General features: G+C 62.8%; 19 protein-coding genes. 12 read left to right on the top strand and 7 right to left on the bottom strand.

The features are described from left to right. Window positions 1-28 precede the first annotated feature (28 nt). The 5 genes from IGW03_RS23510 to IGW03_RS23490 form a co-directional block, all read right to left on the bottom strand. Window positions 29-1,297 (bottom strand): alkyl sulfatase dimerization domain-containing protein, encoded by a 1,269-nt coding sequence (locus tag IGW03_RS23510; protein WP_438943674.1) that lies wholly within the window; start codon window positions 1,295-1,297, stop codon window positions 29-31. A 49-nt stretch (window positions 1,298-1,346) separates the two neighbouring features. Continuing rightward, window positions 1,347-2,336, bottom strand: coding sequence for a Bug family tripartite tricarboxylate transporter substrate binding protein (locus tag IGW03_RS23505; RefSeq protein WP_194724966.1), 990 nt, complete (start codon window positions 2,334-2,336; stop codon window positions 1,347-1,349). 11 nt (window positions 2,337-2,347) lie between these two features. After that, entirely contained in the window at window positions 2,348-3,715 is a 1,368-nt protein-coding gene (locus tag IGW03_RS23500) for a DUF1254 domain-containing protein (RefSeq protein WP_194724965.1), read from the bottom strand. A 9-nt stretch (window positions 3,716-3,724) separates the two neighbouring features. Then, complete coding sequence (locus IGW03_RS23495; protein ID WP_194724964.1) at window positions 3,725-5,044, bottom strand: DUF1254 domain-containing protein; 1,320 nt, start codon at window positions 5,042-5,044, stop codon at window positions 3,725-3,727. A gap of 200 nt (window positions 5,045-5,244) precedes the next feature. Next, complete coding sequence (locus IGW03_RS23490) at window positions 5,245-6,051, bottom strand: IclR family transcriptional regulator (RefSeq protein ID WP_194724963.1); 807 nt, start codon at window positions 6,049-6,051, stop codon at window positions 5,245-5,247. Window positions 6,052-6,407: 356 nt separating this feature from the next. Here IGW03_RS23490 and IGW03_RS23485 point away from each other — a divergent pair, with 356 nt between their 5' ends. The 3 genes from IGW03_RS23485 to IGW03_RS23475 all read left to right on the top strand — a co-directional run bounded on the left by IGW03_RS23485 (window position 6,408) and on the right by IGW03_RS23475 (window position 9,674). Further along, entirely contained in the window at window positions 6,408-7,343 is a 936-nt protein-coding gene (locus tag IGW03_RS23485) for a LysR family transcriptional regulator (RefSeq protein WP_194724962.1), read from the top strand. Between the two features lie 35 nt (window positions 7,344-7,378). Continuing rightward, entirely contained in the window at window positions 7,379-8,656 is a 1,278-nt protein-coding gene (locus IGW03_RS23480) for a D-amino acid dehydrogenase (RefSeq protein ID WP_194724961.1), read from the top strand. A gap of 97 nt (window positions 8,657-8,753) precedes the next feature. Further along, window positions 8,754-9,674, top strand: a complete 921-nt coding sequence (locus tag IGW03_RS23475) for a transporter substrate-binding domain-containing protein (RefSeq protein ID WP_194724960.1) — start codon at window positions 8,754-8,756, stop codon at window positions 9,672-9,674. A 157-nt stretch (window positions 9,675-9,831) separates the two neighbouring features. Here IGW03_RS23475 and IGW03_RS23470 read toward each other — a convergent pair whose 3' ends face one another. Both IGW03_RS23470 and IGW03_RS23465 read right to left on the bottom strand, forming a co-directional pair. Further along, window positions 9,832-10,113 (bottom strand): hypothetical protein, encoded by a 282-nt coding sequence (locus IGW03_RS23470; protein ID WP_194724959.1) that lies wholly within the window; start codon window positions 10,111-10,113, stop codon window positions 9,832-9,834. 68 nt (window positions 10,114-10,181) lie between these two features. After that, window positions 10,182-10,466, bottom strand: a complete 285-nt coding sequence (locus IGW03_RS23465) for a hypothetical protein (protein ID WP_194724958.1) — start codon at window positions 10,464-10,466, stop codon at window positions 10,182-10,184. 432 nt (window positions 10,467-10,898) lie between these two features. On the opposite strand from IGW03_RS23465, the gene IGW03_RS23460 reads away from it, so the two are divergent. The 9 genes from IGW03_RS23460 (at window position 10,899) to IGW03_RS23420 (ending at window position 21,362) form a co-directional block, all read left to right on the top strand. Then, a complete protein-coding gene (locus IGW03_RS23460; RefSeq protein ID WP_194724957.1) occupies window positions 10,899-12,050 on the top strand; it encodes an ABC transporter substrate-binding protein in 1,152 nt (383 codons plus the stop codon). A 24-nt stretch (window positions 12,051-12,074) separates the two neighbouring features. Continuing rightward, entirely contained in the window at window positions 12,075-13,916 is a 1,842-nt protein-coding gene (locus tag IGW03_RS23455; RefSeq protein ID WP_228535994.1) for a feruloyl-CoA synthase, read from the top strand. Between the two features lie 27 nt (window positions 13,917-13,943). Next, window positions 13,944-15,191, top strand: coding sequence for a thiolase family protein (locus IGW03_RS23450; protein ID WP_194724955.1), 1,248 nt, complete (start codon window positions 13,944-13,946; stop codon window positions 15,189-15,191). Between the two features lie 335 nt (window positions 15,192-15,526). Then, entirely contained in the window at window positions 15,527-16,534 is a 1,008-nt protein-coding gene (locus IGW03_RS23445; RefSeq protein ID WP_194724954.1) for a helix-turn-helix transcriptional regulator, read from the top strand. A gap of 59 nt (window positions 16,535-16,593) precedes the next feature. Beyond that, complete coding sequence (locus IGW03_RS23440) at window positions 16,594-17,541, top strand: 3-hydroxyacyl-CoA dehydrogenase NAD-binding domain-containing protein (protein WP_194724953.1); 948 nt, start codon at window positions 16,594-16,596, stop codon at window positions 17,539-17,541. Between the two features lie 49 nt (window positions 17,542-17,590). Beyond that, window positions 17,591-18,376 (top strand): crotonase/enoyl-CoA hydratase family protein, encoded by a 786-nt coding sequence (locus IGW03_RS23435; protein WP_194724952.1) that lies wholly within the window; start codon window positions 17,591-17,593, stop codon window positions 18,374-18,376. Between the two features lie 22 nt (window positions 18,377-18,398). Next, window positions 18,399-18,818 (top strand): acyl-CoA thioesterase, encoded by a 420-nt coding sequence (locus IGW03_RS23430; RefSeq protein ID WP_194724951.1) that lies wholly within the window; start codon window positions 18,399-18,401, stop codon window positions 18,816-18,818. Window positions 18,819-19,220: 402 nt separating this feature from the next. After that, window positions 19,221-20,117, top strand: a complete 897-nt coding sequence (locus IGW03_RS23425; RefSeq protein WP_194724981.1) for a LysR family transcriptional regulator — start codon at window positions 19,221-19,223, stop codon at window positions 20,115-20,117. 108 nt (window positions 20,118-20,225) lie between these two features. Next, window positions 20,226-21,362, top strand: coding sequence for a muconate/chloromuconate family cycloisomerase (locus tag IGW03_RS23420; protein ID WP_194724980.1), 1,137 nt, complete (start codon window positions 20,226-20,228; stop codon window positions 21,360-21,362). Window positions 21,363-21,375 lie beyond the last annotated feature (13 nt).

Genomic DNA, 21,375 nt, shown 5'->3' with positions numbered 1-21,375 from the left:
CTGCGGTTTCTCCTGCTATGAAATCGTTTCAACGGATGCCGAAGGTGCGGGCGCTGTCTTGCTCGATCATGTCGGCCGAAACCTTGTACAGGCTGCGCGACACGTAGCTCGGCACTTGCCCGGCGCGCTCGCGCAGCCACGCGGCTTTCAGCTGCCGCGCCTGACGCACTTCAGGTATGGCATCGCCTGCATCATCGGCAGCGGCAAGGACGTCGATGACGTGCAGCGCCAGCTGGTATTCGCCTTTGCCGGCAAGCGCCTGCGCATGTGCGATCAGCGCGCCCTTGTCGGCAATGGCCGTCGCGACTTCGCGGCTTATGTCGGCGGGCGCGGCCGGATGCAGGCTGGTCGGGTTGCGGTCCCACCAGCCGTTCTCGGAACGGAAGATGTCGCGCACGATGTAATCCGGCGCGCCGTAGCAAGGCCGCATCCACGGCACGCCGAAGAGCTCCTCGGGGTAGCGGATGGCTGCGAGAATGTCGCGCTCTCCCATGCCGAGATTCATCATGCGCACCACTTCGGCATGCAGCCAGCGCAGCGCCCGCGCGGTGGTGCCCAGTACCTGCTGCACCTCTTCCTCACCCGCGATGTCGGGTCCGAATTCGCGCACCACCCGCAAGGGCCGCAGGTCGCGCAGGCGGTCGAGCGTATCGGCCCAGCGCAGCGTGTCGCGCATGGTGCGGAAGGGCGTGCCGATGTTCGGAATCGAATCGATCACGGCGGCGCTGCCGTAGAGAACGCGCGCATGCGGCACCCATGCCGCAGTCACGTCGTCGGTTTCGGACGGCGCCCAGATCAGCTGGATGCGCCTTTCGGTGCCGAGGGTCAGCTGCTGCGAGTAGGTCCGGTCAGGATCGTGCAAGGCGATCTTGCCGTGCATGCCGCCGGGTTTCATGCGGAACTGGATTTCCGCCATGCGTTCCTGCAGGCCAAGCGTTGCGCGATAGCGTGCATAGCGTACCGGCACCCGTTCATGCGCGATCACCGCCGGCGCGGGATGGCCGCGCCGTGCGGCATCCTCGCGCCACAGCGGCACGCCGGCGTTGTAGCCGACGTGGCCGTGACTGAAGCAGATGGCCGCCACCGGCTTGTCGCTGACCGCGCGCAGATGCGCGATCATGCCGCGGGTGACTCGTCCCCCCGGGCCGGCATCGACCACCACCAGGCCTGCATCTGTCTCTGCCACGAAGGACTGGCCCTGGCCCCGAAGCAGCCAGACACCGTCCGCGACCGCTTCGATGCCCGTGCCGGTGACCAGCGGGATACCTTCCTCCTGCTCTTGCATGTCCGACGTCATGGATTGGCCTTTCTCGTGTTCGGGGGATGGATAACGTCGAAGCCTGCGTTCATTCGAGTACGATGCCGGCCTGCTTGATCACCAATGACCATTTCTGCACCTCGGCGTCGATGAAGGCGCCCAGTTCGGCGCTGGTCGCCGGCGTCGGCTGCAGGCCGAGTCCGATCAGTTTCTGGGCGATTTCCGGGTTGTTGAGAACGGCATTGGCGTCGCGGTTAAGCTGCTGCGCAATAGCCGGCGACGTGCCGGCCGGCGCCATGAAGGCGAACCAGCCGTAGCCTGCAATATCCGGTCCGCCGGCTTCCTTGAAGGTCGGTGCGTCCGGATAGACCGGCGTGCGGCTTTCCGAGGCCACTGCCAGCACGCGCAGCTTGCCGGACTTCACATGCGACAGCGCGCTCGTGATGGCGGTCAGCGCCGCATCGACCCGGCCGCCGACGAGGTCGGTATAAGCGGCTGCGTCGCCGCGGTAGTGGACATTGGTTACCTTGAAGCTGCTCTTCAGGCCGAACAGTTCGGCGGCGAGATGCGGGCCGGAGCCGATGCCGGGCGAGGCGAAGGTCACGCCTTCGGGTTTGCTGCGCGCCATCTTGATGAAGTCGGGCAGGGTGCGCACCGGCGAGTCGGCGGGAACCGTCAGGAAGACGGGGCCGGTCACGCGCGGACCGACGGGGATGAAGTTCTTGTGAATGTCATACGGCGTCTTGATGCCTGCTGCCGCGGTAATGGCGAATGGCGCCGCTGCCCACAGCAGGGTATAGCCGTCGGGACGGGCGCGGGCGACATAATCGTTGGCGATGCGGGTTCCGCCGCCCGGCTTGTTCTCGACGATGAAGGGCTGGCCGTACTTGGTTTCGAGTTCCTTGGCGATGATGCGGACCGACACGTCGTTGGAACCGCCCGCGCCGTAAGGCGAGACGATGGTCACGGCTCTCGTCGGCCAGCTCTGGGCGTGGGCGGCGGACGCAAAGGCGGTCAGTGCAAGCGCGCAGAGGCGGGCGGCGCAGGCAGAGGAAGGGAACAGTTTCCGGTAATCCATAATCATTATCCTCACGCAAGGCGGGTGATCGAAGGGTAGGCAAACGTCTTGTCCAAATGTGCGGCATGCGGCACGTACAGGCGCAGCGTCAGATAAAAGGCTGCGGACGGCGCGGGAATCCAGTTGTTGCGGTATGCCGGATCGGCCGGCGCATCGGCTCCGAAATACAGGCGCAGGCCGCCGTCGGGTTCATGCAGCAGGTTGGGTGAACGGTCACCCAGCGAATATCGGTCGAGCGGATTGTCGACCAGCATGCAGTCGGCCTTGTCGTACAGCGTGACGGACCAGAATGCATCGACCTGCGGCAGCCGGCCAGGTGTGAAGTGCAGTTCGTAGGCATGCCTTCCGTCGAGCGGCGCGCCTTCGCTGTCGCAATCGGCCATGATGTACATCGCCTCCTCGACGCCCAGCGCGCCGATGTAATTGCGCGCCACCTGCGCACGGGCGAAGTAGTTGTCGCCGAACGACTGGTGCACTTCGACCGGAATGAACCAGCCGCCGCCGAGGTCGGACGGCTGCGGTGCGCCGATCTCGTCCAGCACGGTCCTGATTCCATTGCCGATCGCCTCCAGCTGCCTGCCATCCAGCGATGCCGATGAAACATCCGCTCCGATGCCGAGCGGGGCGAAGCTTGCGGCCAGCGATGCCTCATGTGCGGGCGGCGGATTGGCGCGCAGCGCGGCGGCGACCACATCGACGTAGCGCGCCGGATCGCCCGGCTGCTCCCCGGGCCGCATGCCGACATCGAAGCGGCGCTGGGCGTACGAGCCGTCCGCCGACTTCAGGGTGAATCCGTCCTGGAAGGCGTGCGCGGCCGGCAGGTCGGCGGTGCCGTCGGCCATGATGCGGCCAATGATCCACACCGCATCGGTCGGGCAGGCCATCGGGACTGCACCTTGCGGAACGTCGCCCTTCCAGCCGGGGCCGTGAAGGAAATAGCTTCCGGCTGCATTGCCGGTGGTGCGCGTGCCGATGTAGCCGAAGGGATTGGTATAGAAGTCGAGCAATCCCAGCACATAGTAGCGGCTGCCGCTGTCGGGCACGCGGAGCAGCACCGGCCCTTCCGACAGGTCGAGCCAGGCATTGGTGTAGAGCGTATCGTTGTTCGGCGTCACGACCTGGCGATGCTGAGGGCCGAGCAGTTGCCGCGTATGGATGAAGTGGTTGACCCAGCGCAGCATCGATTCCGGCGAGTCGCCGGCGTACGCACCGGAGGTATCGCGGCGCGGGCAGGTCATGGCGCGCATGCGTGCCATTTCATACAGCGGCAAGGTATAGAGAATGGCTTCGCGCAGCAGTGCGGCGTCGGCAGTATTGGCGGCACCAGTCGATGCGGACGACGGGGTCGCGGGCAGGGTCGTGCGTGTATCGGTCAGCATGCTGTCTCCTCAATCGATGCGGCGCACGGCCGGGATCACGTATTCGCCGCGGATGAAACCGGCGCTCGGATGGTAGAGCCGCAAGATCAGGTAGAACGGCCCGCTCGGCGCCGGCAGCCAGTTCGCGGTATCTGCGGGCGCCTCGTGGCTGATCGTGAGGGCGAGGCTGCCATCAGGCTCCATGCGCAGGCCGGGCGTGCGGTTGCCGATGGCGTAGCGGCCGATCGGATTGTCGACGAAATAGAAATCCGTGCCGTACAACGACACCGACCAGAAGGCTTCTGCGGGCGGCAGCATGCCGGGGCCGAAGCGGAGTTCATAACGCTGTGAGCCGTCAAGCTGACGACCGTCCGCATCATAGTCGCCCAGCGCATACACCGCCTCATCCGCCGACAGCGCGCCAAGTCCTTTCATCGCCGTTGTGGCGCGCAGCAGATAGTCGTCTCCCCATTTGCCCAGTTTCAGGCTGTAGCCCCAGCTTTTGCGGAACTGGCTGCGGGTATTGGTTTCGATCAGCTTCATGCCTTGCTGGTATGCATTGACGAGGCCCTGCACCACCACCGGCTTCAGGCTGGCCACATCAACGCCCTCCTCGATGCGGATGCCGACGCGCCGCAGCAGTGCCAGCAAACCGACTTCATGCGGGGCCGGCGGGAATTCTTTCAATGCCGCGAACAGGTTCTGGAAGAAATCGATTGCCGGGTCGTTGCCGCCGACCCAGCGCTCGACGCACAGCGGGCGGCGGCTGCCCGGATGTTCCGTGATTGCAAATCCCCATTGAAAGCTGCGGGCCGCCGCCAGATCCTGTTCGCCGTTCACGAGCACCCGTCCCAGCATCCAGACGAGCGTGGTCGGGCAGTGCACGTCGGTGGCGCCGTCATTGCTTGCAGCTTGTCCCGGCCCCAGCAGGCGAAAGCGCCCGCCTTCTGACGGTACGTTGCGCAGGCCGAGGTTGAGGAAATTGTCGGTGAACGCATCCAGCAGTTCGACCACGAAATAGCGGTCGGCATCGGGGCGGGCTGGAATGGACAATGTCACCGGTCCGTCGGCCAGGTTCACCCAGCCGCAGAAGTACAGCAGGTCGTTGGCCGGCGTGACGATGTCGCGGTCCTCGTGCGTCCACTGCCGCTCGCTGGCCGACAGTGCGTTCACCGGCGCCCTGCCGTATCCCGTGACTTCGGCGACCGAGGTTTGGAGACGGCAGGTGCGTATCGCTTCGGTGAGGGGATAGCCGTAAATGACCAGCGGGATGGCAGCGGATGCGACGTAGGCTTCCAGCGCGGAAGCGTACACCGGCGCGTCATACACCGGCGCTGCGGGATGGTTCATGCGTGTCTCCTTGGTTGTTTTCAATACCGTGCCCGGGCGTCGCGTTTGGCGGCGCCTCTCTTCAATGGCTTGTGCCCCTGGTGCAGCCGATGCACACGCGGCCGTACTGCAAAAGTAAAGCTGGTTGCGACTGCAACCCGATCCGTTAACGTGTTGCGCACGATGGCGCCGAATACGCAGGTGCAGGCTTACGGGCCGATTCAGATCGGCAAACCCACCGCGCGCTCGATGGCGCGCGTCATTTCCATCAGCAGCGGCGCAACCCGCTTTTCCAGCATGCCGCGCTTGACCTGTGTGCCCGGCATCGCGCAGTTGAACAGCAGCGGCCGGTTCAGGTGAACGATCTTGGAATACACGCCCACGCCATGCACGCCAAGTCCGGCATCGCCTTCATTGAGCGCGAAGCCGCGCTTGGGATAATTGGCGATGTTGAAGCGAACCGCGTCGATGGACGCGTTGTACTCATCGGGACGCTCGCGCTTGGCATCCGCCAGGATTCTGGTCAGGTCGTTCTTCGACAATGTCGCCAGATAGGCTCTTCCCATGGCGGTGGTCAGCACGGAGCGCGTGGCCCCGGCGCCGGGTTTTGCCGGCGTGCCTTCCTTGTGCGCGCAGGATTCCAGATACGTGACTTCGAGATGATGCGCCACGCCCATCGACACCGCGCCCTCGATCGTATCGGCGACCTGCTGCATCAGCGGGTGGGCGATGTGGCGCACCTGCAGTCCGAGCAGGTAGGGATAGCCCAGCCCCAGCACCTGCGCACCGACGAAGTACTTGTCGAGCCTCGGGTCCCAGTCGAGATAGCCGAGCTGGTAGAGCGTCCTGCACAAGCGCGATACGGTTGCGCGGGGCAGCTGCAGCCTCTCCACGAGTTCGCTGTTGCCCATCGGCCGGGGTTCGTTGACGAAGCAGCGCAGCAGCGCGAAACCTTTCGCAAGCAGTCCGCCGAATGACGGGTCTTCTTCGCGACGCTCTGCAATGTAGAGTTCCACTGGCTTGTTCATGGTCCCTCGCATCAGTTATGAGCTAGTCTGGTCTCGTAACGGGAGTGAGTCAATAATTGGAATGCATTCCCAATTGTTGGGACAAACGCATGCCTTCATGCAAGTCCGCTTCACTTGCATCAAGGAAATTTAAAGCACGTCGTTCAGGGCGCTATGCAATAAAAGCACCGCCTTGCCGATGCAATCCGGCTGATGGCAGCCCGGAGTGCGGCAAGCTGGACGTATTCGGCAGCGACGGCGCGTCCGCCGGTGCAAAAACGGCATGCGACATCCGGCATGCGATTTTGTATAGTTCCTGCATGCATAATGCGTGCATCACATTACCGATGCATGAAGCGCAGCGAGAAAAGGCAGACATGGAGACTAAGTGGATCGAGGATTTTCTTTCCGTGGCCGAGACGCTGAATTTCAGCCGCTCGGCCAAGCTGAGAAACATGACCCAGCCCGCGTTTTCGCGGCGCATCCGCGCCCTGGAAAGCTGGCTGGGCGCCGAGCTGTTCGACCGCGCCGTCTATCCGACGCGTCTCACGTCCGCCGGCGAGACGTTTCTCGTGCATGCCCGCGAAATGCTGTCACAGGCGATCCACTCCCGTTCCGTGCTGAGAGGGCAGGCGGCGGATGTGCAGTCGGTTGTCTCCTTTGCCATGCCGCATACCCTGTCGCTGACTTATTTCCCCTGGTGGCTCAATGAGGTCGAAGCCAGCGTCGGGACGATGGCGGTCAGGATGGTGGCGACGAACGTGCACGACTCGGTGATGGAATTGGTGGGCGGCAACTGCGATCTGCTGATGTGCTACCACCATGCGTTCCAGTCGGTCGAACTCGACGCCCAGCGTTACGAAGGCTTGAAGCTGGGGCTTGAATTCATCCGGCCCTACTCGAAGGCCGATGCGTCGGGCAAGCCCGTGCATCGTCTCCCCGGCACCGCCGCCAGGCCGGTGCCTTTTCTCAGCTATTCGTCGAGCGCTTCGCTCGGACGCATCGTCGACAAGATCCTGGGAGACGGCCCGGAGCAGGTGCATCTGTTCCGCCGCTTCGAGGGCGACCTGGCGGAAGGCCTGAAGATGATGGCCGTGCACGGGCACGGCGTGGCGTGGCTGCCGGAAAGCGCGGCAAGACGGGAAGTGAAGGAGGGCATTCTTGTCCTGGCGGCGGATGCGCCGGCAAATGGCGAAGCGCCCGGCGCGTCGTCCTGGTGCGGCGTCATGGATATCCGCATCTACCGCGACCGCAGCAACAGAAGGCCCGCGGTCGAGCGGATCTGGAATCATCTCTTGCGTGCGAATGCCTGAGCATCGACCACGCAGGCAAGGAGGCAAGGTTTCATATGCATATCTGCGTTCTGGGAGCCGGCGTCATCGGCGTCACGACGTCCTACTATCTGCTGGCGGCAGGCCACGAAGTCACCCTGATCGACGCGCAGGAGGGGGCAGGCCTTGGCGCAAGCTATGGGAACGGCGCGCAGCTCAGCTATTCCTATGTCGCGCCGCTGGCCGATCCCTCGGTCTGGACCAAGTGGCCGCATTACCTGTTCAGCCGCCATTCGCCGCTGACCATGAAGCCCACGCCGGACGCCGCCCAATGGACTTGGCTCATGCAGTTCCTGAAAGCGTGCAACGCCGAGCGGGCGAGGCAGACTACCGTATCTCTCCTGCAGCTTGCCTATCTCAGCCGCCGGGAAATGACGCGGCTGCGCGCCGATCCCGCGCTGGAATCGCTGGATTTCCAGCACCGCATCGCCGGAAAGCTGGTGATGTTCACCGAGCAAGCCTCTTTCGAAGCGGCACGCCGCCAGGTGGAATTCCAGGCACATCATGGCAGCCGGCAGGACGTCCTGGATGCGGATGCATGCCTTGGTCTCGAGCCGGCACTGCAGTCGTCGCAGAGAGACTGGGCGGGTGGTGTTTATACGGCGGATGAGGAGGTCGGCAACTGCGCATTGTTCTGCCAGGGTTTGCTGAATGCACTGCGATCGAAGCCTGGGTTCCGCTTCCGGGGCGGAGCGGCGGTCACCGGAGCGGACATGAGCCGCGGGCAGCTCAATGCCGTGCGAATCGGCCGCAATGAAAAGCTGGAGGCCGACGCCTTCGTATTGACGATGGGCGCGGGCAGCGCGGGTTTCGCGCGGCAGGCCGGCTTCGCGTTGCCGGTCTACCCGCTGAAGGGCTACAGCATCACGCTCGGGCTTGCCGGACTGAACGAGCATGCAGCGCCCCGGATTTCCATCACCGACGCTTCCCGGAAAATCGTGTATGCGCGTATCGGCGACGACTTGCGCGTGGCCGGCCGCGTCGAACTGGTCGGCCATGACAAGCGCATTCCGGAGCGTGCAATCGAGGAACTCAAGTCCGGCACGACGGCACTTTTCCCGCAGGCCGCAGGCCGGCTCGCCTCGGCGGCATTGTCGCCCTGGGCGGGCTTCCGGCCGGCCACGCCTACCGGCCTGCCCGTCATCGGACCGTCGCCGGTGAAGCGGCTGTACCTGAATACCGGCCACGGCGGCCTCGGCTGGACGCTGGCATGCGGGAGCGCTTCTCTTATTGCCCGGCAACTGAGTGGGGAACGTCCCGAACTGGACATGGAGGCATATCAGTTGGCATCATGATCATGCCGATCGCGGGCGGATGCGAAATAAATTAACGGGTATCAGGCGCAGGTGCGGTAAGACACTTAGAAACGAAAGACCATTTCAAGGAGATATCATGACGCTGAAGAAACTGATGGCGGTGCTGGTGGCAGGCATCAGCATGGCGGGCGTAGCAGGAGTTGCCCATGCGCAGGAAGGCGGCACGCTGAAAAAGATCAAGGATACCGGCACGATCACGCTCGGCGTGCGCGACTCCTCGATTCCGTTTTCCTATCTTGATGACAAGCAGTCCTATCAGGGCTACTCGGTCGACATCTGCATGAAAGTGGTGACGGCCGTGCAGAAGCACCTGGGCCTGACATCGCTGCAGGTGAAAATGAACCCGGTGACATCGGCGACGCGCATACCCCTGATGGCAAACGGCACCATCGATCTCGAGTGCGGATCGACCACCAATAACCTGGAACGGCAGAAGCAGGTGACGTTTGCGCCCACCACCTTTGTCACGGCCAATCGGCTGCTTGCCAAGAAATCGTCGAGCATCAAGACCCTGGACGACATGAAAGGCAAGACCCTGGTGTCCACCTCGGGCACATCGAACATCAAGCAGCTGACCGCATTGAACTCGGAACGCAATCTCGGCATGTCTATCCAGGCGGCCAAGGACCATGCCGAAGCCTTCCTGATGGTTGAAACCGGCCGGGCGGTGGCTTTCGCGATGGACGACGTGCTGCTCGCGTCGCTTGCGGCGAGCTCCAAGTCGCCGTCCGACTATGCGATCACCGAAGAAGCCTTGTCGGTCGAGCCCTACGGCATCATGCTGCGGCGCGACGATCCGGAATTCAAGAAAGTGGTGGACGCCGCCGTGGCCGGCCTGATGAAGTCGGGCGAGATCAACCGCATCTACACCAAGTGGTTCCAGTCGCCCATTCCGCCCAAGGGAGTCAACCTGAATATTCCGATGAGCGACGCCCTGAAGGCTGCGATCGCCAAGCCCACCGATTCCGGCGACCCTGCAGCCTACGAGGCAAAGTAGCTTCTTCCGCAGGCGAGGCGGGAAGCAAGCTATTTCCGCCTTGCCTGCAAACTGCCAGTTTCCTCCAGCATCAATACGATGCTGCTTCTAACGCGCAATGCGTTACGGTGGAGGCAATGCCTCCACCGGTATCCGTCATCAAGGCTTGACTACTGCATTACGACATGAAGTTGATGGTGTTCTTGCCGGTCTGGGTCGGGTTCACATCCGACTTGATGCCGTGCACGAAGGCCGCGTTGTTGCCGTTGTTGACCAGCGTGTTCTGCTCCTGGCCCAGCGACTGGGCGGCGTCGAAGTTGAGCTCGCTCTTGGCGACGCTTACCAGCGGTCCCCAGGAGCCAACGTAGCGGCCGTGGTAGGTGCCGCCGGAGACGGCTGCCATGTCTTTCTGATCGAGGTCCTTGGAAGCGGACAGGTCCTTGATGTTCAGTGCTTTCATGCTGATGCTCCTATGCGTTGAGTGGCGAAGTGATGTGTTGATGGTGCCGATGCTTTGGCTGGTGCTGCTTACGACATGAAGTTGATGGTGTTCTTGCCGGTCTGTGTCGGGTTGACGGTCGACTTGATGCCGGAGGCGAAGGCGACGTTGTTGCCGTTGTTGACCTGGGTGTTCTGTTCCTGGCCCAGCAGCTGTTCGGCGCCGAAGTTGAGCTCGTGCTTGGAGATGCTGACCAGCGGGCTGGCGAAAAGGGCGGGCATCCGGTGGAAGCCGGTGCCGCCGCGTACTGCAGTCATGGACTTTGCATCGAGTTCGGCAGCGGCAGGCAGGTCTTTGATGATCAGTGTTTTCATGGCGGTTCTCCTGAAGGACAAGGGCTTGGTTGGGAAGTCAGCGTTTGTTGCGCTTGAAGGAGATATAGCAGGGGGTGTGCCAGCACCGCGAAAGCAGGGCGAAGGTTCCGCAAGCCATTGATAGGTAAGGCGTTTTCCGACTCCAGTGAAAGTGGCGGCAGAAATTCGGCACGAACCGCCGTCAAGGTGGCGGTCTGCAGCCGACACGATGCAGTTGGATCGCCGCGCACTGTAAGGAGAAATGCGGCTCTTGCTCTAAACCTGAGGGATCAGGCACGCAGACAGGGTGATCATCCCGCTCCTGACGAAACGCATCTAAACTATAAAAATAATTTTGATGCGAATTTAATCTATAGTATATTTTGCTCGCTGCCGCTTCATAAAAAATACCTTCCCGCGGAGCAACCCCATCCTAACCATTGGAGGAGACACATGAGCAACACATCCAAGCTCACCGCAGTCGCGGCATCGCTGGCACTCGCCGGCTTTGCAGGCTCCGCGCTGGCCGATATCAATGTCGGCATCACTCTTTGCGCAACCGGTCCGGGTGCGGCGCTGGGCATTCCCGAGAAGAACACGGTTGCATTGCTGCCCACGGCCATCGGCGGCGAAAAGATCAACTACATCGTGCTGGACGACGGCACCGACGCCACCACGGCGTCGAAGAACGCGCGCAAGCTGGTGACCGAAAACAATGTCGACATCATCATCGGCTCTTCCTCCGTGCCGCCGGCGATGGCGGTTGCCGAAGTGGCGAATGAAACGAAGACGCCGCAGCTGTCCCTGTCCCCGATCGATATCGCTGGCGACAAGAACACATGGGTTTTCCGCAGCCCGCAGCACAACATGGTGATGGCGCAGGCGCTGGCCGAACACATGAAGGCGAACAACGTCAAGACGCTCGGTTTCATCGGCTACAGCGACGGCTACGGCGAAAGCTGGCTCAAGGAAATGACGAAGGCCGCCGAAGCCGCAGGCATCAAGATGTCCGCGGTGGAGCGCTTCAACCGCACCGACACCAGCGTCACCGGGCAGGCCCTGAAGCTGGCCAATGCCAAGCCCGATGCGATCCTGGTCGCGGCCTCGGGCACGCCGTCGGCACTGCCGCAGCTGACGCTGCTAGACCGCGGCTTCAAGGGACAGATCTACCAGACCCATGGCACCGCGACCAAGGAATACATCCGCGTCGGCGGCAAGGCGGTCGACGGCACCATCCTGCCCGCAGGGCCGGTGACCGTGGCCAGCCAGCTGCCTGACAGCCATCCCTCCAAGAAAGTCGGTATCGAATACAGCAAGCAGTACGAGGAAAAGTACGGACAAGGCTCGCTGTCCTCGTTCGGCGCACACATGTACGACGCTTATCTTCTGTTCGCATCGGCTGCCCCGGTGGCACTGAAGAAGGCCAAGCCGGGCACGCCGGAATTCCGCCAGGCACTGCGCGAAGCGCTGGAAACCAACAAGGAAGTGGTGGGCACGCATGGCGTCTTCAACATGAAGCCAAACGACCATTTCGGCCACGATGCGCGTGCGCGCGTGCTGGTCCAGGTTGAAAAGGGCGACTGGAAGCTGCTCAGCGACAAGTAAGGCGAGGTCGAGATGAATGGAATCATGACAAGCGCGGCGCGCTTTGCGGAACCGAAGATCTCCGTTGAGCGGCGCGCCGACGGCAGCCTGCTGGTGAGCTCGCCGATGCCGCTCGAGCCGCATGAGCGCTGCATCGGCATGTACCTCGAAAAATGGGCGTCCCAGGCGCCCGACAGGGACTTCCTGCTCGAACGCGATGCCGGCGGCGCCTGGGCCGGCGTCACTTACGGGGAGGCCATGCGCAAGGTCACGGCGATCGCGACCTGGCTGTTGAAAAGCAAGGCAAGCGCCGATCGGCCGGTGGTGGTGCTGTCGGATAATAGTGTCGAACACGGCTTGCTGATGCTGGCCTGCATGCATATCGGCGTGCCTTATTCGTCCATCTCATCCGCCTACTCCCTGGTATCGAAGGACCATGCCAAGCTCAAGAGCCTGATCGCCCGGCTCGATCCGGGCGTGATCTATGCGGCCGACTGCGGCAAGTTCGCCGGCGCGCTGGCTGCGATCGGCGGGCTTCATGATGCGACGCTTGTCAGTGCGGGGGACGGCGATTTTGCCGCCGGTGCGGTCGGGTTTTCCTCACTGCTGAAAGAAGCGGATGCGGCAGCGGTTGCAAACGCGTTTTCCCGCGTGAACGAGGAGACCATTGCGAAGATCCTGTTCACGTCCGGCTCGACCAGCGATCCCAAGGGCGTGATCAATACCCAGCGCATGCTGGTCTCGAGCCAGCAGGGCAAGGCCCAGCTCTGGCCGTTTCTCACCGAGACGCCGCCGGTGCTATTGGACTGGCTTCCCTGGAATCATACCTTCGGCAGCAACCACAACCTCCACCTGATCCTGATGCACGGCGGAACGCTCTACATTGATACGGGCAAACCCATGCCCGGCCTGTTCGATGCGAGCATCCGGAACCTGCGCGAGGTGCGCCCCACGCTGTATCTCAACGTGCCGCGCGGTTTCGACATGCTCGTGCCGGCACTGCGCGCCGACGCGGAATTGCGCCAGGCATTCTTTTCCCGCCTCCAGGTCATCTTCTATGCAGCGGCGGCGCTGCCGCAGTATCTGTGGGATGCGCTGATCGAACTGTCCAGGCAGGAGCTCGGCCACGCACTGCCGATGGTAACCGCATGGGGCTCGACCGAGACCTCGCCCCTGGCCACCGACTGCCACTACCAGGCGGAACGGTCCGGCGTGATCGGCCTGCCGATTCCCGGCGTGTCGCTGAAGCTGGTGCCCAACGGCGACAAGATGGAAGTGCGCGTCAGGGGACCGATCGTGACGCCCGGCTATTACAAGCAGCCGGACGTGACCGCCAAGGCCTTCGACGAAGAAGGCTTCTATCTGATCGGCGATGCGGTGCGCTTCGCCGATCCCGAGCGGCCGCATCTCGGGCTGGTGTTCGACGGCCGCGTGACCGAAGATTTCAAGCTGACCACCGGCACCTGGGTCAGCGTGGGCAACCTGCGGCTCAAGGCGGTGGAGAAGCTGGCGCCGGTTGCGCAGGATGTGGTGGTGGCAGGACATGACCGCGACTGCGTCTGCTTCCTGATCTTCCCCAACGCGGCGGCCTGCCGCCAGCTTGCCGGACTGCCCGCCGAGGCGCCGCTGGCCGAGGTGCTTGCCCATGAGACCGTGCGCAGCCATGTGAAGCTTGCACTGGACGAACTGCGCAAGCTGGGCGGAGGATCCTCCACGTTTGCGCAGCGCGCATTGCTCATGCATGAGCCTCCCGCGGTGGACGGCGGCGAAATCACCGACAAGGGCTATATCAACCAGGCGGCCGTGCTGAAGAACCGCGCGCATCTGGTGGAGCGCCTGTATGCGCAGGCGATCGATGGGGAATGCATCTGCCTGGGAAGCGAATGAAATAAATCACCGCGGATCGATCAACACATGAACCAATACGACATCAATTGTGCGCTGTCTTCGACTTATAGCGATATCTGGCTGGTGGCCGGCGCGCGCACGCCCTTTGCCGATTACCAGAGCGTCCTGCAGGACGTGTCGCCGACCGACCTCGGCATCTTCGCCGCGCGCGCGGTGCTGGAGAAGAGCGGTGTGCCGGGCATGGATGTCGGCGCGGTCATCGCCGGCAACATGGCCCAGTCGAGCTTCGATGCCTATTACCTGCCGCGCCACATCGGCCTGTATGCCGGCGTGCCGCTGACCGTGCCGGCCCTGATGGTGCACCGCCTGTGCGGCACCGGTTTCGAAACCATCCTGACCGCCGCCGACCAGATCGCGCTCGGCAAGACGAAGCTTGCGCTATGCGTCGGCGCGGAGTCGATGTCGCGCAACCCGGTGGCGGCTTATACCCATCGCAGCGGTTTCCGCATGGGTCAGGTAGAGTTCAAGGATTTCCTCTGGGAGGCCACGCTCGATACCGCGTCACGCACCCGCATGGGCGATACGGCCGAGAACCTCGCGAAGAAATACGGCATCGCGCGTGAAGACGTGGACCGCTTTGCGGAAGGCAGCTTTGCCCGCGCGGCAGCAGCCTGGGACAGCGGCTATTACGAAGGCGAAGTGGTGCCGGTCACCAGTCAGCAATGGACATTGGACGGCTATCAGCCGCGCGGCATCAAGCTGCCGCGCAAGGTGGAGCAGTTTGCGCGGGACGAGCATGTGAGGGTAACGCCTTATGAGGTGCTGCAGAAACTAAGGCCGGCTTTCGGCGGCGTGCAGACCGGCGGCAACAGCTCCGCCATCGTCGACGGAGCGGCCGCGGTCCTGGTAGCGTCTGGCGACTATGTACGCGCCCATGGCCTCAAGCCGCTGGCCCGCATCGCCGCCGGCAGCGTGGTGGGCGTGCCGCCGGAGATCATGGGCATCGGCCCGGCGCCGGCGATCCGCGCGGTCGCGGACAAGGCCGGCATGAGCATTCGCGACATCGGCCGCTATGAAATCAACGAGGCATTCGGCGCGCAATATCTTGCGGTTGAACGGGAGCTGGATCTCGACCGTGCCAAGGTCAATGTGCACGGCGGCGCCATTGCCATCGGCCATCCGCTGGCGGCGTCCGGCGTGCGCCTGACCCATACGGCGGCACGCCAGCTGGCGCAGGGCGATGTCCAGTTTGCCGTATCTTCCGCCTGTGCCGGCGGCGGGCAGGGCATCGCGATCCTGCTTGAAAAGGCATGAACGGTATTGGCGGGGCGGGTGCGTGAGGCTGTCCAGGCAAGTGCGTAGAAATTTTTTGACATGACCCGTGCATTGGTATTTCGCTCCCTCTCCCGCAAGCGGGAGAGGGTTGGGGTGAGGGCGGTTGTGACGAAGAGCGGTCTTGACCAATCCCCTCACCCCCGGCCCTTCTTCCGCTTGCGGGAGAAGGGAAAAAGACACGACTTGTAGAAGAACTTTTGCTGCCCTTCTTGGACAAGCTGTCCGGATGACATAATCTCGGATTGGCCCGCCGCAGGCGCAAGCCTGCGGGACGAGAGGCGGATTGCAACGAGGTTTTGAATAGGGAAGCGGCAATGGCAACGACCAGGAGCAAGGCAGCGGGTAAGGCAGGGAAAAATGCGGCGGCACCCGCACGGCCGGACAATGCTGCTCCGGAAGCGAAGGCGAGCAAGCCGCAGCGGGAAATCCGGCAGGACAGCGAGGAATTCACCACGGCGCTGTCCCTGCGCCTCGGCCAGCGCGTGCGTTCCGCCCGCGCGGCAAGGGCGATGACGATGAAGCAGCTCGCCGACGAGTCAGGCATCTCGTTGCCCTATCTGTCCAGGGTGGAAAAGGGCGACGGCAATATTTCCATAGCCGTGCTTTACCGATTGGCGACGGCGCTCAGCCTGCCCCTGGAGAACCTGCTGTCGGACAATGAACGCTATGGCGCCGACTATGCGCTGATCGTTGAACTGCTCAAGCGGCAGTCGCATGAACAGCTCAGCGAAATCCGCCAGTGGCTGGCCGACTACACCGCCAAGCATGCCGGCCCGGAGGGACAGGCGCCGGGTTCGCTGCGCATTGCCCTGATCGGCTTGCGCGGAGCGGGCAAGTCGACGCTGGGGCCGATGCTCGCCAGGCAGTTCGACGTGCCTTTCGTCGAACTCAACAGGGAAATCGAAAAGGAAGCCGGCGTCAACCTGAAGGAAATCTTCTGGCTGTACGGGCAGGCGGGTTACCGCCGGCTGGAGCGGCGCTGCCTGGAGCGGGTGATTGCCACCTATCCGCAGGTCGTGCTGGCAACGGGCGGCGGCATCGTTGCCGAGGCGGCAACCTATGAGCTGCTGCTGCATTCGTTCTACAACGTGTGGCTCAAGGCTGCTCCGGACGAACATTTCGCCCGCGTAATGGCGCAGCACGATGCGCGCATCGCCAGCCCGCAGCTGCAGAAGGAAGCGATGGAGAACATTCATTACACGCTGGAGGCGCGTGCCGAACTGTATGCGCTGGCGCATGCGACGCTCGAGACTTCCGGCAAGACCGTGCAGCAGACATTGAAGGAAATGACGCAGCTTTTCACGCGCAGGAAAGCTGCCTGAGAAAACAGAACGGAACACCGGGCGCAATGCCTGCGTGCCAAAACCGAGAAAACAGGAACATGAGCGGAATTCGCAAAGTGAAGACAGTGGCGGTGGTCGGCACCGGCGTCATCGGCGCCAGCTGGGCCGCCTATTTTCTGGCGCAGGGCCTGGACGTCAGCTGCACCGACCCTTCGTCCGGCGCAGAAGAACGGCTGCGCGCCGCCGTAGACCGGCATTGGGCCAGCCTGGAAACGCTCGGCCTGGCCGAAGGTGCTTCCCGGAACCGCCTGCGTTTCAGTGAAGATCTTGAAGCCACGCTGGCAGGCGCCGACTTCGTGCAGGAAAACGGGCCGGAAAACGAGCAGCTGAAGATCGATCTGTTCCGGCGCATGGATGCGGTATTGCCTGCCGACGTGATTCTTGCATCGAGCTCCTCGGGTCTGCTGATGAGCAAGGTGCAGTCGGCCTGCCGCCATCCCGAGCGCGTGCTGCTCGGCCATCCGTTCAATCCGCCGCACATGATTCCGCTGGTCGAAGTCATCGGCGGCGAGAAGACTTCCGCGCTGGCGGTGCAGCAGGCCATGGATTTCTACACCGCCATCGGCAAGCGTCCGATTCATCCGCGCAAGGAAGTCAAGGGTCATATCGCCAACCGGCTGCAGGCTGCCCTGTGGCGCGAAGCCTTTCACCTGGTTGAACAGGGTGTGGCGACCGTGGCCGACATCGATACCGCGATCGCCTATGGCCCCGGACTGCGCTGGGCGCTGATGGGTCCGTTCGTCAACCTGCATCTGTCGGGCGGAGAAGGCGGCATGCATCATCTGCTCAATCATCTCGGGCCGCCGATCGAGAACTGGTGGGCCGATCTCGGCGCGCCTTCGATTACGCCCGAGCTCAAGGAACAGATCGTTGCCGGCGTTGATCAGGAGCTCGGCGAGCGGCAGCAGCACATGCTGACCGCCGAACGCGACCAGCTGCTGATCGGCCTGCTGCAGGCCAAGGCCGGGGCAAGGAATCTTCCCTGAGTACACCGCATTCATCACCCGCCATCTTCGAGTTCAGCCAAAGATTCACATGGATCAACCACACATCACGGACAGCCTGTCGGTGCAAGTCGACGAAGCCGTCGCCATCGTCTCCATCAACCGTGCCGCCAAGCGCAATGCGCTGAACGACGATGCGATACACGGCCTGCACCGTTTCTTCGAATGCCTTCCCGAGCACACCAGGGCCGTCGTCGTGCAGGGCAACGGCGACCATTTCTGCGCCGGGCTCGACCTGTCGGAAGTGCGCGGGCGCAATGCCGTCGAGGCCATGCATCATTCGCGCAGCTGGCACCATGCCTTCGAGCGTATCCAGTTCGGCCGCGTGCCGGTGATCAGCGTGATGAAGGGCGCAACCGTGGGCGGCGGCATGGAGCTGGCCGCCTCGACCCATATCCGCGTTGCCGAACCCACGGCCTTCTATGCATTGCCGGAAGGCCAGCGCGGCCTCTTCGTCGGCGGCGGCGGCTCGGTGCGCATACCGCGCCTGATCGGCGTGCCGTGCATGATGGACATGATGCTGACCGGCCGCGTGCTGACCGCCGAAGAAGGCCACCGCGCCGGGATGTCGCAATACCTGGTTGGCCAGGGCGAGGGCCTGGCGAAGGCGATGGAGCTGGCGAAAAAAATCGCAGGCAATGCGCCCACTACCAACTATGCGGTGATGCATGTGCTGCCACGCATTGCGGACCAGTCGATCAACGACGGCCTGATGACGGAAGCGCTGATGGCTGCGGTGGCGCAAAGCGACCCCGCGACGCAGGATCGGCTGACGGCCTTTGTCGAGCACAAGCTCAACAAGGTGCGGCCGAGTTAACAACACCAGGAATCAGAGCGCAATGCCACGCGTACACATTCATCCCGTTCACGTCGAATTCGGCGACTGCGATCCGGCGCAGATCGCCTATTTCCCCAACTTCTTCCGCTGGTACGACGCCGCATCGCGCCACTTCTTCGAAAGCTGCGGCGTGCCGCCATGGAGGGAACTGGAGCGCAGCGTCGGCATCATCGGCACGCCGGTGGTGGAAGCCAATTCCACCTTCGTCCGTCCGACCAGCTATGGCGACAGCGTCGAGGTGCATACCTGGGTCGACGAGTGGCGGGAAAAGTCGTTCGTCATGAAATACCGGCTCATGCGCGGCGGCGTCCTGCTGGCGGAAGGGCGGGATGTGCGCATTTTCGCAATCCGCCATCCGGACGACCCCTCGCGCATCAAGGCCGTACCGGTGCCGGAGGATATACGGCGCCTGTGCGAATGACTGATTTCCCCCAATCTATTTCCTTGGCTGCCGTCCCAAAAAGCGAGGGAGCGGGAAGCAGCCAGGTCGAATCAACTTTACATATTTGCCTGGTTGAGACCAGCAGGAAAAAAGTTGCATGGCGCCTCCTATCCTTCTACCTTCTTCCGCAGTCGGGGCATAGGCAGCGACTCGTAGCGAAGGCCGGGGATGGGGGCTAGACCGTTCTTCGTCACAATCGCCCTCACCCCAACCCTCTCCCGCCTGCGGGAGAGGGAGCGAAATACAAATTCACCGGGTTTATGAAAGATTTTTTATGCCACGCTTGGCGGCCCCATGCAGACTTGAATGACGGAGAGGCTGGCATTTATTTCTCGTACGGCCTACCATCAGCTTTCGTCAGAATAATACCCGGAGAGTATGATGGAACTGCGGCATCTTCGCTATTTCGAGGTGGTCGGCAAGACGCTCAACTTTACCCGTGCGGCCGAACAGCTCCACATTGCCCAGCCGCCCCTGTCGCGCCAGATCCGCGAAATCGAGGAAGAGCTGGGAACGGAGCTGATCGACCGCAGCTCCCGGCCGATCGCCCTGACCAAGGCCGGCACCTTCTTTCTTGAGCAGTGCGTGCAGATCCTGTCGCGCCTGGACGAAGCGAAAGAGGGAACGCGCCGCATCGGTCAGGGCAAGAAACGCTGGTTCGGCATCGGCTTCGTGCCTTCCGTACTGTACGGATTCCTGCCCGAACTGATCAGGGAATACCGCTCGGCAAGCAACGACATCGAAGTGGTATTCAGCGAACTGACCACGATCCAGCAGGCCGAGGCTTTGAAGGCAGGGCGCATCGATGTCGGCTTCGGCAGGCTCTTGCTGGAAGATCCGGAAATCCGCTGCGACGTGTTCGAAGAGGAGCCGCTCGTTGCGGCGCTGCCGGTTGGCCATCCGCTGGCACGGAAGCAGCGGATTGCACTTGGACAAATCGCAAGCGAGCCGTTCATCATCTACCCTGCCAAACCCCGCCCCAGCTATGCCGATCATGTATTGAACATTTTCCGTGCCCACGGCCTCAAGCTGAACGTGGCCGTCGAGGCGAATGAAATGCAGACGGCAATCGGCTTCGTGGCTGCGGGAATCGGATCGACCCTGGTACCCGACTCGGTGCAGCGCCTCAAGCGCGACGATGTCGTTTATCGGCCGCTCGCCGGGACGGCCGCCACCTCGCCTGTCATCATGAATGTCAGGAGCGGCGATACTTCTCCAGAACTCGCGCGATTCATGGGTTTCGCGGAAAAATACAGGCCTGCCGCGCGACGCGAGTGAACGCCATGGAACCATACCTGCCGGGTATGATGCTGTCATGAATTGATATTGGACGACAGGCATGGAAGCACCTACCATTTGCCTGTCAATCCAGTCATTCTTCCAGCAATGCTCAACAGTTCCAACCAGCCTCGCATCGAGGCGCTAGAGTCCATCATCGTGGATCTTCCCACGATCCGTGAACATCGCCTGGCGATGACGACCATGAGCCGCCAGACGCTGGTGATCGTTCGCCTGCGCTGCGACGACGGCATCGAAGGCATCGGCGAAGCCACCACGATCGGCGGCCTCGCCTACGGCGACCAGAGCCCCGAATCGATCAAGCTCACGCTCGATCACTATATCAATCCGCTGATTGCCGGCATGGATGCCACCAGTGCGAATGCGGTGCTGGCCAAGGTCGATCAGTCCGTGCAGGGAAATGCGCTTGCCAAGTCGGCCCTGGAAACGGCCTTGCTGGACGCTCAAGGCAAGCGCCTGGGTGTTCCGGTGCATGCGCTGCTCGGCGGCGCGGTGCGCCACTCGCTCCCCGTTCTCTGGACGCTGGCCAGCGGCGACAGCGCGCGCGACATCGATGAAGCCAAACAGCTGCTCGAAGTGCGCCGCCACAATGTGTTCAAGCTCAAGATCGGCAAGCGCAGTCCTCAGGCCGACATCGCGCATGTCGCCGCCATCAAGAACGCCCTTGGCGACCAAGTCGAGATTACCGTCGACCTGAACCAGGCGTGGAGCGAAGCAATGGCTGCGCGATTCATTCCCGATCTGCAGGCGGCCGGCGTGATGCTCGTCGAGCAGCCGATCGCAAAGGATAACCGCCGCGGTCTTGCACGCCTCGCGCAGGCGTTCAGCATTCCCATCATGGCCGATGAAGCCGTCAGCACGCCCGCCGACATGTTCGACTATGCCAGCGACGGCGCGGCGGACATCGTCGCGCTCAAGATCGCGAAGTCCGGCGGACCGCTGGGGGTCGTCCGTACTGCGGCGGTCGCGGATGCGGCCGGAGTCGGCTGTTACGGAGGGACGCTGCTGGAAGGCACCATCGGCAGCATCGCATCCGCCCATGCATTTGCGGCTTGCCGGAAAATGGAGTGGGGCACCGAGCTGTTCGGGCCCTTGCTGCTCAAGGACGACATCGTCGTCGAGCGCGCCACGGTTGCGGATTTCGAGCTGGCAGTGCCTTCGACACCTGGCCTCGGCGTTGCCATCGACGAAGACAAGCTTGCCTATTACCGGCGCGATAAATAATGCAACCTGCAGC

Origin of the sequence: Noviherbaspirillum malthae, from assembly GCF_015352985.1 — a bacterium.
GTDB lineage: Bacteria > Pseudomonadota > Gammaproteobacteria > Burkholderiales > Burkholderiaceae_D > Noviherbaspirillum > Noviherbaspirillum malthae.
Note: the sequence above shows the minus strand (reverse complement) of the source record. Positions and strands in the feature narration are given on the sequence as shown.